Here is a 12,732-nt window from a genome sequence, read left to right on the forward strand (position 1 = left end):
TCCCGTCTACATCGGTCGCAGGCCGAGCTTGTCGAGCAGGGCCCGATCCTGCGCCGCCTCAGGGTTCTCCGTCGTCAGCAGCTTGTCCCCATAAAAGATCGAGTTCGCCCCCGCCAGAAAACACAGCGCCTGCACCGCCTCCGACATCTCCCGACGCCCCGCCGACAGCCTCACCAGCGCACGCGGCATCGTGATCCGCGCCGCCGCCACCGTCCGCACGAATTCCAGCGGATCCAGCTCCGCCGTCCCATGCAGCGGCGTCCCCTCCACCTGTACCAGATGGTTGATCGGCACCGACTCCGGATACGGATCCAGGTTCGCCAGCTGCGCGATCAGCCCCGCGCGCGCTGACCGGCTCTCTCCCATCCCCACAATCCCCCCGCAGCACACGTTGATCCCCGCACCACGCACTTTCTCCAGCGTGGCCAGCCGATCCTCGTAACCACGCGTGGTGATCACTTCCCCATAGTACTCCGGCGAAGTGTCCAGATTGTGGTTGTAGTAGTCCAGCCCCGCTTCCTTCAACTGTTCGGCCTGCCCCGCCTTCAGCATCCCCAGCGTCGCACACGTCTCCAGCCCCAGTCCTTTCACCGCCCGTACCATCCGCGTCATCTGCTCCAGATCACGCTGCTTGGGACCACGCCACGCCGCACCCATGCAAAACCGTGTCGCTCCCCGGGCCTTGGCCGCACACGCCGATTCCACCACTTCCTCCAGCGACAGCAACCCATGACCCTCCACCCCCGTGTGGTAGCGCGCCGCCTGCGGACAGTACCCGCAGTCTTCCGGACAACCCCCAGTCTTCACCGAAATCAGCGTCGACAGTTGCACCGCATTGGCCTCATGGTATTGACGGTGCGTCTCCTGCGCACGGTACATCAAATCCCCGAACGGAAGATCCAGCAGATCCTCCACTTCCTCAACGTCCCAGCGGGACGTGGAAGAAGCGGCGACGGGCATGCCCCCCGACCGGCACGTCTCGCGCACGAGGCTTTCCACATCATTCTCCATCTAGTCCTCCTCGATCACGGCAAGCACCTGCCTGGCGGAAATCCGTCCCCCCACCCTGCCGAACACGCGCCGCACCACCCCTCCGATCGGCGCGTTCACGGTGAATTCCATCTTCATCGATTCCAATACCGCGATGGGACTTCCCGCCTCGACGCGCTGCCCCTCATCCGCCAGGAGTTTCCACACTGTACCGGTAACGTGCGTGCGCACAGCCCGGGTACCCGCCGGCAACTCGACTTCGCCAGACGCCACTTCGTCTCCGGCCACTTCGCTGGTGGTATAGTTTTCCTGGCCCTGCGCCTTCCAGCGCTCGCGCTCGGCCACGTAGGCCGCCTTCTGCTTCGTCCGGAATGCCTCGATGGAAGCGGCGTTCTCTCTCAGGAAATCGTTGTATCGCCTCAGACTGAAGCGATTTTCCTCAATACGCAGACCGATTTTCCCGCTCGGGAAATCCCTGCGCATCTCGACAAGCTCGGCCTCGGTCACGGGATAGAAGCGCACCTGGTCGAAGAAGCGCAGCAGCCACGGCTTGCCCTCAGTGAAATCCTGCGTCTGCACATGACTGTTCCACATCTGCACGGTGCGCCCCACCAGCTGGTAGCCGCCCGGGCTCTCCATGCCGTACACGCACATGTACGCTCCCCCGATCCCCACCGCGTTCTCCGGCGTCCAGGTACGGGCCGGATTGTACTTGGTGGTCACCAGGCGATGCCGCGGATCCAGCGGCGTACCGAGCGGCGCACCGAGATAGACGTCCCCCAGCCCCATGATCAGGTAGCTCGCCTCGAACACGATACGCCTGACCTCGTCGATACTCTCCAGTCCATTGATGCGCCGGATGAACTCGATGTTATCCGGATTCCATGGCGCATCCCGGCGCACCGACTGCATGTACTTCCGCATCGCCAGCTGCACGGAGGAGTCGTTCCATGACAACGGCAGATGCACGATACGCGTGGGAATCTCCATATCCTCAATGGCAGCCAGTTCCCCTTCCGCAGAGATCAGGGCGTCCACCAGCCTGTTGCGTGGCAACTGCTTCGAATCGAAGTGGATGTGCAGCGAGCGGATCCCCGGGGTCAGATCCACGATCCCCTGCAACCGGCCGGCATCCCTTTCCTGCCGCAGCCACTGCATCAGGGCATGGATGCGGAAGCGCAGGTTGAAGTCCAGCACCAGCGGCCCGTACTCGACCAGCAGATTCTTGTCGCCCCCTTGGCGATACACCACACGCACCTGCCGGCCGTCCTCGGGAATGGTATGCAGGATCGGACTGCTCGTGCCCTTGTCCGCTGAGGAAGCGGGCACCACCCGTGGCCGGTCAAGATCCCGAATCAGCACATCCTGTGCTGCCTCCAGTGTTTCCGCGGCGGCGGCCGAGATACGATGGAAAGACAGGGTGTCGCCCGGCCTGAGCTGCCCCATTTTCCACAGTTCGGCGTGCGCCAGGGTCGCCAGGCAGACAAAGCCGCCCAGGCTGGGACCGTCCGGTCCGAGTATCACGGGCAGGTCGCCAGTAAAATCCACCGCACCGACGGAATAGGCGACGTCGTGGATATTGGAGGGATGCAGGCCGGCCTCCCCACCGTCCGTACGCGCCCATTTGGGCCTGGGTCCGATCAGACGCACACCGGTACGATCGGAGTTGTGATGCACCGTCCAACGGGCACTGAAGAACATGCCGACATCTTCCTCGGTAAAGAAATCCGGCGCCCCGTGGGGACCATAGAGCACGCTGACCTCCCAGTGCCTGACGTAGTCCGGCACGTATGCCTGCGGAAGTTCGCGCGGGACATGGGAAGTGGCCGGGACGATTCCCAGCGTGTCTCCTGCCTGAAGCGCACGGCCCTCGTGGCCGCCGAACTGGCCCAGCATGAAGGTCGATTGGCTGCCAAGGTAGTCGGGCACGCGGATGCCCCCCTGCACTGCAAGATAGGCGCGGCTGCCGTGATCCAGCACATCTCCGAAGACCAGCAGCGCGCCGGCCTCGACCCGGTGCGACCGCCATTGTTCCAGCGGCGCGCCGTTCAGGCTCACCTCGATGGGCGCACCGGTCACCGCGATCACGCTGTCGCAGTGGAAGCGCAGGGTAGGACCCGCAAAGGTGATCTCGAGCGCGGCCTGCCCTTCCTCGTTGCCCACCAGACGGTTGGCGAGACGGAACGCCAAGCCATCCATCGGCCCGGATGGCGGCACGCCGACATCCCAGTAGCCCTTGCGCCCCGGATAGTCCTGCACCGTGGTCTGCACGCCCGGCGGATCGAGTACCTCGATGGTGGAGGCGGCTTGAGTATTGCTATCCTGTGCTTTCCTAGACATTTTCTTCTCCATGTTCGGTCGTGCGTTGCGACCCCTCGAGGCATGAAGCCTGTGGGATCTCCGATGTCGGACCCGCTGATATTGATGCATGCCTGCGCATGAACCCGATCCTTCCCCTCACTGATCCCAGATCAACAGGCGGACGGGCGTGGGATTGTAGGCATTGCAGGGGTTGTTCAGCTGCGGACAGTTGGAAATGAGCACCACCACGTCCATCTCGGCGCGCATCTCCACGTACTTGCCCGGCGCCGACACGCCATCCGCGAAATCCAGTCCGCCGTCTTCGGTCACCGGCACGTTCATGAAGAAGTTGATGTTGCTGGGAATGTCACGCTTGCTCATGCCCAGCCGCTCGCAGATCGGATCGTGCGCCAGCGCGTGCAGGAAGCTGTCGCGGCAGCTGTGCATCGGATACTTGTCCAGCGCGTAGCGCGTGGTGTTGCTTTCCGCCGCACAGGCGCCGCCCACCGTATCGTGCCGCCCGCAGGTATCGGCCACGATGGTAAGCATGACGTTGCCGAAATTGGAGTACAGCCTGCTGCCTGTGGTGAGATAGAGGTGGTTCTGACGGCGGATCGTATCGGTCGCACTGTAGCGCTCCACCGCGTCGTGGGCATTGTAGAACAAAGTATCCACCGCCTGGTTGCCCTCCAGGTCGACGATACGGAATACCTGGCCCTTCTTCACCACCTTCACCCACGGATCCCCTGCGGCACACACCTCGTCCACCACCGCGAGATCGGGATTCAGGAAACTCTCGACCAGATTCTGTGCACTCATCTCAGGCACCTCCATAGGCATACAAACGTTGGGTATTCTGCAGGCCGCGAGCATTTTCCGCGATATGCAGGCAGGGGGCCTCGGATGCGGAAGGGGACGCGAACACGGCCAGGCCGACGGCGCCGGGGCGGTAGGTCTCCGCCGGATCCAGCGGGTGCGGCGCCGCAGACAGCACGACCAGGGTATCCATCTCGAAGGCCAGATCCACGTAGTCTCCCGCCTTGCTGTGACCCGGGTGGAAACGCAAATCTCCCGACGCGCCAATCGTCACCTTGCTGAAGAAGTTGATGTTCGACACGATGTCGCGTTTCCCCAATCCCCACTTTCCGAGCTCGACCAGCATGCCGTCAAGCCCGCTGCGATACATGTCGTTGCGCAGTTCCTGATAGCGTCCCACACCGTACTGCTGGCGTATCAGGTCGGCATCGCTCAGCCCGCACACCGTGTCATGCCAACCGGTCGTGTCCTCGGCAATGCAACAGAAGATCCGCCCCATGTCGGAATGGCAGGCATGTCCCTTGGTCAGGCGGAAAGTATGCTGCGTCTTGAGCGTATCCGCCATGTTGTAACGTTCCAGCTTCTCTTCGAAGTTGTAGAACAGAACCGCCGCGTTGGCGCCTCCCGCCACATCCTTCAGGCGCAGCGTGGTTCTCCGGCGTACGACACCCGACCAGTGACAGCCGCCGGGAACGTATTCTTCCCAGAGATGCGTAGTATCCTGATTCATGTCATGCCTCCTCGTCGCAAAGATGATCCTTCATTGATGACTCCCGATTCCCTTATTTCGACCCAATGCTACCGCTCGCTGCATGCAGACCTAGCCCTGCAAGCCATCCGTCGCGGCGCCCCCGGGTGGCTGCTTCATCCGGCGCCTGTGCCCTATCTGCACATGCAGCGTCGTCAGGGTCAATATGGTCCCCAGCACCAGCGGTACCGCCCACAGCTGCCACCAGGCCGCGCCGGGGGCTGCCACGTAATCGCGCGGCCATCCGATGTTGACGAGCTCGAACAGTGCCCAGGCGAATGCCACGGTGTTGACCACCAGCCCCAGCTTCCCCAGCCTGAATGCGCCCAGCTCAGGGTTCCACCGCCCTGTCAGGCGTGCGTACAGGCCCACGCCCGTGGTCATGGAAAACATGGCGTACAGCCCGCCGGTCCCGAACGCGATGATGGTCGCGACCGCCCCGTCATTCAACCCGAACAGCAATCCGAGCCCGGACATGAACACGGTGCCCGCGATCGCGTTCCGCGGCAGCTGCGTCCTCGTGGTTCGTGAAAAGAAAGCAGGCAGATTGCCCTCGCGAGCCATCGAGAAGACGATGCGCGAAACGTAGTTGACCACCGAGGAGCCACAGGAAAGGAAGGCTGTCATGACGATCACCAGGAACGGTTTCGCAGCCCAGGCGCCGAGCGTGCTGGTGATGATCGGCGAAATGGGATCAGACGTGGCGCTGGCCTCCACCAGAGTCTCATGGCTGACGGACAGCGTCAGCGCGGAGGAATTGAAGAGCACCACGCTGCCCACCGCCAGCAGGGACAGGAAGATTGCGCGGGGAATCATCCTCTCGGGATTATGGGCCTCCTCTGCAATGGTGGAACAGGAATCGAAGCCGATGAATGCCCAGCCCGCGATCGCCAGAGCCGCCAGGAAAGCGGCAAGGCTGGTGGGTGCCAGGCCCGTGCCCAGGTGCTGAAACAACTCGGAAACCGGATGAATCCGGAAAAAGAGAAACAGTACCAGCGCTACACATATAGAGCCCAGCACTTCGGCGCTGACGCCCAGCATGTTGATCACCTTGAAAACCCTTTGGTTGACCACGTTCACTGTCGTACAGATCAGCAGGAACACTGCGCCCCACATGACCGCCGTGCTGCCTTGCACGTCGCCTCCCACGATCACTGCGGACAGCCACATGCCTCCCGTATAGGCGGTGGTGGTCAGCATGGCGATCGTCGAGCTCACGTAGATAACCCCGGCGTATTGCCCCGCCCTCGGTCCCACCAGATGCCGAGACCACTTGTAGGCGCCCCCCGCGATCGGGAACTGCGATGAAAGCTCGGCGTAGACGGTCGCCACCATGAGCTGCATGAACAGGCTCAGGATCAGCGCGGCGATCCAGCCGCCCCCTGTCACCAGGTTCTGCACCCCGAAGATGGCGTACAGTCCCACCACCGGCGACACTACCGAGAACCCCAGCGTAAAACAATTCCATACGCTCATCGAACGCTTGAGCGTGCAGGCTTCCATGGCGACTCCGGACGCCGGATTGTCCTGAACCTGCGGGTCAGCCATGACGTTATCTCCCCGAACAGTCGTCACGGAACGACGCCACCACGTGAAATGGAAGTCCCCCGGTTGCGGCGGACGCGCCGCCAAGCATGCGCAGCTTCCGATTCGGGGCGAAAAACGGGGAATATTCAGAGAATGAACTGAGGTGCATGACGAGATCTCCAGTCGGCCAAGCTTCGAGAGTCAATGTATATCCATACATGATCTCCCGGGCTTTTATCCCTCCGTGGAGCCTCGTCATGACGAAGCCGGAAACCCTCGGTCCTGAACGCTCCCTGAGACGGGAGCCGGAACCCTAGTTTCGCTTTGGCACTGCCCGTCACCGGCTGGAAGCAGGCAACGGCATGACATTAAAAATTGTACACACTCGCCCGGAAAAAGCAATACCCTTTCCGCATTATTATCCGGAACGACACACTAACTACGCGAATTCCGGCGTGCGCGGACTCGGATGCATTATCCGAAGGAATCCAGCGCCTTGAGCGTGCCCGCCACCAACTGCTCCATCTCGCCCTCGCCGATGACGTAGGGCGGCATGAAGTAGACCGTGCGCTCCAGTGGGCGCAGCACCAGCCCCTGCGCCATCGCCGCCTGGAAGAACCTGTCCGCGAACCCGGGATCCCCCGCGTCCACCTCGAATGCCCAGATCATGCCGCAGTTCCTGAAATTTTTGACGAGCGGGTGGGCGGCGATCGGCTTCGCGGCGTCGTTGAGGTAGCGTGCCCGGGCGCGATTGGCATCGATGACCTTGTCCTGTTCCAGAATGTCCAGCGTGGCCAGCGCGGCACGGCAGGCAAGGATGTTGCCCGTGTGGGTGTGGGAATGCAGGAAGCCCTGCGCGGTCTCGTCGCGATAGAATGCCTGGTAGACCTGGTCGCTGGTCAGCGTCACCGACAGCGGCAGATAACCGCCGCTCAGTCCTTTTCCCAGACACAGGAAATCCGGTGCGATGTCCGCCTGCTCGCAGGCGAACAAGGTGCCGGTCCGGCCGAAACCGACGGCGATCTCGTCGGCGATCAGGTGCACGTCATACCGATCGCATATCTGGCGGGCAAGCGACAGGTATGAGGGGTGGTACATGCCCATGCCCGCCGCGCCCTGCACCAGGGGTTCAACTATGAGTGCGGCGGTCTCCGCGTGATGGCCCGCCAGATGCGCCTCCAGGGCAGCGGCGGCACGGCGCGCGTGCGCCTCGGGCGTTATTCCCTCCTCCGCGCAGCGCCAGTCGGGCGTGGGCACATGCACGCTGGGACGCAGCAGCGGCGCGTAGGTCTGCTTGAACAGCGCGACGTCGGTCACCGACAGCGCCCCCAGCGTCTCGCCGTGATAGTCGTTCTGCAGACTGACGAAACCGCTCTTCTCCGGACGACCGCTGTTGCGCCAATAGTGAAAACTCATCTTCAGCGCGATTTCTATAGCTGAGGCACCGTCACTGCTGTAGAAGCAATGCCCCAGGCCTCCCGGCACGAGGCCGATCAGGCGTTCCGACAGCCGTACCACCGGTTCGTGGGTGAATCCCGCCAGCATGACGTGCTCCAGCCTGTCCAATTGGTCGTGGATGGCGGCACCGATACGTGGATTGGCGTGCCCGAACAGATTCACCCACCATGAGCCGATCGCGTCGAGGTAGCGCTCGCCGTCCGGCCCGTACAGCCACACGCCCTCACCGCGGACAATGGGCACGAGCGGCAGCGTCTCATGATGCTTCATCTGCGTACAGGGATGCCAGATCGATTTCAGGCTGCGCGCCGGGAGCGATGATGCCGGGGTGGATGGGGAAAGGTTGGAATTGGACATGATGGTTCTACCAGTGAGGATGAAATCGGATGAAAGGCGTGCATCGCGTGCCTCGGCTGCGGGCACGCGGCAGACAATGCGGCTTCTGCGAATCAGGCAGTCTTCTTTCGTGCCACGATCACGCCATCGCGTGTCGGATTGATGAATGCGTCGAACTCGGGATCGGCGAAGACGAGCCGGTTGTGTTCGAGGATGGCTTGAGTCCAGCCCGGCACGATATCAACATACGTTTCCAGCGCCACGCGTCCATGCCACAATACGTTGTCGGCGATATAGAGGCCACCGGGGCGGATGCGATGTCTCGCCATTTCCCAGATCTCGGGATAGTCGCCCTTGTCGACGTCGTTGTAGCAGATATCGTACGTCCCGCTGGTGCGCTCGAACACTTCCTGCGCGCGCCCCACATGAAACTCGACGCATGCCCCCAACCCTGCAGCCTGCAGGTACTGCCGCGCCTGCTCCACCCTTGCAGGATCACCGTCGGTGCAGATGACCCGCCCTTCCGCGCCCAATGCTCGTGCGAACCAGTAGGCGGAATAGCCGAAACCGCTACCGAATTCGAAGACGCGCCGGGCACCGACCATTTTCGCCAGAGACTCCAGGAAGACGCCCACCAGGCGCCCGACGATGGGAAAATTCTGCTCCTGCGCCTCCGCCTCCATCTCGGCCAACACGGCATGCTCCGTCCGGTCCACGAGTCCACGCATGTATGCCTCGATCTCGGGATGCACCGGCGCCAGATCGACGGGATTCGGGGTGGTCGGGGGCGGCGTCGAAGCAGTCATGGCGCACTCATGGAAAAACGAGAGAGAGCGAAACCAGCCCTCTCCATTCGACTGTACCCGGATCGCTGCGGAGAGTCAACGCGACCTCCCCCTCCCCTGCTCCGGAAAACATGGAGCCGCGCTGCCGCTGCGATGCCATGGTAATATCGGCGCGGCTCGTGTACAATAGGCGTTTTCATCCCGACAGGGGCCGGCCATCTCCCATTGACGCATGGGGATGACATCGCCCGGCTGCGCTCCATCCACCTGTGTCTGCACACCCGCAAACCGGCTTGTGATATCGTTCCGGCACACCAGCCGGATATGGCCGAAACCGTAACGAGGCAAACAATGAGCAACAGACCCAAAATCATCCTGACTTCCCAGGATTTGGAGCGGCTGGAGGATCTGCTGGAATCGCTCCCCGAGAATGCGATCCCCGGCAAGGCCGCCCTGCGGGCCGAGCTCGATCGCGCCGAAATCGTCGAGCCCGAGCAGATCCCCCCGTCGGTGGTCACGATGAACTCGACCGTCCGCTTCAGTATCGACTCTTCCGGCGAAGACTTCTGCCTCTCGCTGGTCTATCCGCGGGATGTGGACGGCAGCGGCGAAAAGATTTCCATCCTGGCGCCGGTCGGCAGCGCCCTGCTGGGTCTTTCCACGGGAGACGAGATAGAGTGGCCCAAACCCGGCGGCGGAACGATCAGAGTACGGATCGTGGAGATTATCTCCCAGCCCGAGCGCGAAGGTAAATACTACCGATAGACGGCATCATGGCGCCGCTCGAATCGCTTGCACGTCTTGCGCCGCCGATCATGGCGGCGGCCCTGGCCCTGAATGCCGCCACGCTGGCACTGCCGGCGTTCGCAGAGGCTCCCGCACCCAGGGCCACGACGGCCACCGCCGCACCCGGCCGCTTCGATTGGACCAACGCACCGCCGGTAAGCGCGCCCCCGCGCCCGGGCCTGTTCTCGATCGCGCCCTCTGGACCGGGATACTACTCCCTGTGGGACAGGACTACCGGAAGCGAACGGGAAGCGCCGCCCGTCTCGCCCAATGCGCCCTACGCACTCATGACCACGCCGGCGTTCGACATCGACTACCGCTACATGGAAAAACCCGGCCATGAACGCGACCTTTTCGACCCGATCAAGCGCATCCATCTGGGAGAGGATTTCCTGGCGTCGTTCGGCGGCAGCTTCTGGTACCGCTACATGCGCGAATCCGACGCCCGCCTGACCAACACCCGCGATACCTACCACATGATCCGCAGCCGCTTCCATGCCGACCTGTGGTACCAGGACAAGGTGCGCATCTTCGCCGAGTTCCTGGATGCGCGCACCTTCGGGCAACGCCTTGCGCCGTCCCCCACCGACGCCAACCACACCGACATGCTGAATCTCTTCGCGGACATCAAGCTGGGGAGCTTCAGCGACGGCCCCGCCTATCTGCGGATAGGCCGCCAGGAATTGCTCTACGGCTCGCAAAGGCTGATCTCCACCCTGGACTGGGTCAATACGCGGCGCACCTTCCAGGGCGCCAAGGCGTTCTGGCGCACGCCCACGTTCGACCTGGACGCCTTCTGGGTGAGGCCGATGGTCACCGAGCGCAGCCAGTTCGACAACTGGGACCGGAAGCAGGAGTTCTTCGGCCTCTGGGGTACCTACCGGCCCGCCAAGGGACAGCTCGTGGATCTCTACTTCCTCAGCCTGGACGACAACCGCGGCCGCGCCGTCGGCAGCGGTGGCTTGCGGGGCGATGCGATCACGCATACGCTCGGCGGGCGGCTGGCCGGCGACTACAACCAGTTCCTCTACGAACTGGAAGGCATGTATCAATTCGGCCAGTACGCCAACCAGGATCTTTCCGCCTTCGCGGTTGCCTCCGGGGCCGGCTACCACTTCAAGGGCGCGCCCATGAATCCCCAGTTCTGGCTGCGCTACGACTTCGCCTCGGGCGACCGCGATGCGAACGACGGCAGGCGCAATACCTTCAACCAGCTGTTCCCCTTCGGCAACTACTATCTCGGGTGGATAGACCGCGTGGGGCGCCAGAACATCCATGACTTCAACGCCCAGATCAACCTGCATCCCGAGCCCTGGGCGACGTTCACCGCCCAGTACCACCGCTTCCACCTGGCCAACCGGCGCGACTTTCTCTACAATGCCGCCGGTGCTGCCACCCTGCGTGACCCTACCGGCCAGGCCGGCAGCCACGTCGGCGACGAGATAGACTTCCGCTTCAACATCCACGTCAGCCGCCACCAGGATGTACTGGTCGGCTACTCGAAGCTGTTCGCGGGCAACTTCCTCAAGACCACGGCTCCGAACGTCTCCCCCGATCTCTTCTACGTCCAGTACAACATGCGCTTCTGACGCCCATCAAGCCGTGCGAGCGATCAGCCACCCTCGAATTCGCACAGTGCGAACACCTTGAGGCCATGTCTCTCCAGGCGCGCCCTGCCACCGACGGCCGGCAGGTCGATGACGAAGCAACACTCCACCACCTCCCCGCCCATCTCCTGGATCAGCCCCGCGGCGGCCTCCGCCGTACCACCGGTGGCGATGAGATCGTCGACCAGCAGTACTCGCTCGCCCGCCTGGATGGCATCCACGTGGATCTCGACGCGGTCGCTGCCGTATTCGAGCTGGTAGTCCCGCCCGCGCGTCTCCGCCGGAAGCTTGCCCTGCTTGCGCACCGGCACGAAGCCCAGCCCCAGCTCGTACGCGACCGGTGCACCGATGATGAAGCCGCGCGACTCGATGCCCGCCACCTTGTCGATCTCTAGTGTCCGATAGTGGCCGACGAGCTCCTGGATGGTGGCGCGCAATCCCACCGGATCCTTTAGCAGTGTGGTGATATCCCGAAACATGATGCCTTCATGGGGATAGTGTGCAATGGTGCGAATGCGTGACTTGATGGACATGGCGGAAGAATTCATTGGCTAGCCGCGGCGGCAAAGAAGGGATGAAACTCGCTTGAGGACGTAACGGATGGCAAAGCCCGCAATGGTACTGGAAAAGTTGCCCGGGGTGCCATTCTGGTTTATTCTTGGCCCCCTGCCGGGGATCCCCGCAAACCCGTCCACGGGAGAGATGGCCGAGTGGTTTAAGGTACACGCCTGGAAAGCGTGCGTACGGCTTCAACCGTACCGAGGGTTCGAATCCCTCTCTCTCCGCCACCTGAAATCGCTTGCTCGAAAGCCCTCCTGATACCTTGAAGGATAATTGGGGCCTGTCAACATTTGCTTCATGGCCGTGTTGTGCGCGAAAAAGTGCGAAAACAAGGGGCAAGACGCAAGGCATAGCCGGCCCATGGCCAAGCTTTGCAACGCCGCACCCGAGCTTTTTCATGCACAACCACCGGATTTTACCCAGCTCATCGTCAATCGCCGCTTGCAGAGCTTATCTGCTGTGCGACTCGCGCCTCGTTCCAACTGGAAATCCGTCACGGCGCGATGCCATAGAAAACATGCGCAAGTCACAGAAGAGACGAAGGAGACCCTGCGCTTCAATAAGGCCGCGGCGCGATGCCGCGGATAACTACACTATCATTAAGATAGCAAAGACATAGAATAACCGCTTCAATGAGGCCGCGGCGCAATGCCGCGGATAACGTCAAAGACACAACGATGTATGCCAGCTTCATTAAGGCTTCAATGAGGCCGCAGCGCAATACCGCGGGTAACTTCACTTCTTCTTTGGTGGCAGCTATTTGATTATAGCTTCAATGAAGTTGCGGCGCGATGCCGCGGATAATGGGAGGCGTGCA

General features: G+C 62.3%; 9 protein-coding genes, 1 tRNA gene, 1 pseudogene and 1 riboswitch. Of the genes and pseudogenes, 3 read left to right on the plus strand and 8 right to left on the minus strand.

Going from position 1 to position 12,732, the window contains the following annotated elements:
* Positions 1-6 precede the first annotated feature (6 nt).
* The 7 genes and pseudogenes from bioB to BT108_RS12770 form a co-directional block, all read right to left on the minus strand.
* Entirely contained in the window at positions 7-960 is a 954-nt protein-coding gene (gene bioB / locus BT108_RS12740; RefSeq protein WP_072294951.1) for a biotin synthase BioB, read from the minus strand.
* Between the two features lie 51 nt (positions 961-1,011).
* A pseudogene (locus BT108_RS12745) lies at positions 1,012-3,291 on the minus strand (5-oxoprolinase/urea amidolyase family protein); the annotation flags it as partial.
* Between the two features lie 156 nt (positions 3,292-3,447).
* A complete protein-coding gene (locus BT108_RS12750) occupies positions 3,448-4,110 on the minus strand; it encodes an urea amidolyase associated protein UAAP2 (protein WP_072294945.1) in 663 nt (220 codons plus the stop codon).
* Position 4,111: 1 nt separating this feature from the next.
* Positions 4,112-4,837, minus strand: a complete 726-nt coding sequence (locus BT108_RS12755) for an urea amidolyase associated protein UAAP1 (protein WP_072294946.1) — start codon at positions 4,835-4,837, stop codon at positions 4,112-4,114.
* 90 nt (positions 4,838-4,927) lie between these two features.
* Positions 4,928-6,403 (minus strand): APC family permease, encoded by a 1,476-nt coding sequence (locus BT108_RS12760; RefSeq protein ID WP_072294947.1) that lies wholly within the window; start codon positions 6,401-6,403, stop codon positions 4,928-4,930.
* A 200-nt stretch (positions 6,404-6,603) separates the two neighbouring features.
* Positions 6,604-6,710, minus strand: a riboswitch (guanidine-I (ykkC/yxkD leader).
* A 146-nt stretch (positions 6,711-6,856) separates the two neighbouring features.
* Complete coding sequence (bioA, locus tag BT108_RS12765) at positions 6,857-8,197, minus strand: adenosylmethionine--8-amino-7-oxononanoate transaminase (protein WP_072294952.1); 1,341 nt, start codon at positions 8,195-8,197, stop codon at positions 6,857-6,859.
* A 92-nt stretch (positions 8,198-8,289) separates the two neighbouring features.
* Positions 8,290-8,982 (minus strand): O-methyltransferase, encoded by a 693-nt coding sequence (locus tag BT108_RS12770; RefSeq protein WP_072294948.1) that lies wholly within the window; start codon positions 8,980-8,982, stop codon positions 8,290-8,292.
* A 330-nt stretch (positions 8,983-9,312) separates the two neighbouring features.
* Here BT108_RS12770 and rnk point away from each other — a divergent pair, with 330 nt between their 5' ends.
* Together rnk and BT108_RS12780 are read left to right on the plus strand one after the other, a co-directional pair.
* Positions 9,313-9,726 (plus strand): nucleoside diphosphate kinase regulator, encoded by a 414-nt coding sequence (gene rnk, locus BT108_RS12775; RefSeq protein WP_072294949.1) that lies wholly within the window; start codon positions 9,313-9,315, stop codon positions 9,724-9,726.
* 8 nt (positions 9,727-9,734) lie between these two features.
* A complete protein-coding gene (locus BT108_RS12780) occupies positions 9,735-11,336 on the plus strand; it encodes an alginate export family protein (protein ID WP_083566447.1) in 1,602 nt (533 codons plus the stop codon).
* 23 nt (positions 11,337-11,359) lie between these two features.
* Here BT108_RS12780 and BT108_RS12785 read toward each other — a convergent pair whose 3' ends face one another.
* Positions 11,360-11,887 (minus strand): adenine phosphoribosyltransferase, encoded by a 528-nt coding sequence (locus BT108_RS12785; RefSeq protein WP_072294950.1) that lies wholly within the window; start codon positions 11,885-11,887, stop codon positions 11,360-11,362.
* A gap of 163 nt (positions 11,888-12,050) precedes the next feature.
* Between BT108_RS12785 and BT108_RS12790 the strand changes: the two genes are divergently transcribed.
* Positions 12,051-12,142 (plus strand) — tRNA-Ser (locus BT108_RS12790).
* The last annotated feature ends 590 nt before the right edge of the window (positions 12,143-12,732 follow it).

It is taken from the genome of Nitrosovibrio sp. Nv17 (genome assembly GCF_900119085.1).
Taxonomy (GTDB): domain Bacteria; phylum Pseudomonadota; class Gammaproteobacteria; order Burkholderiales; family Nitrosomonadaceae; genus Nitrosospira.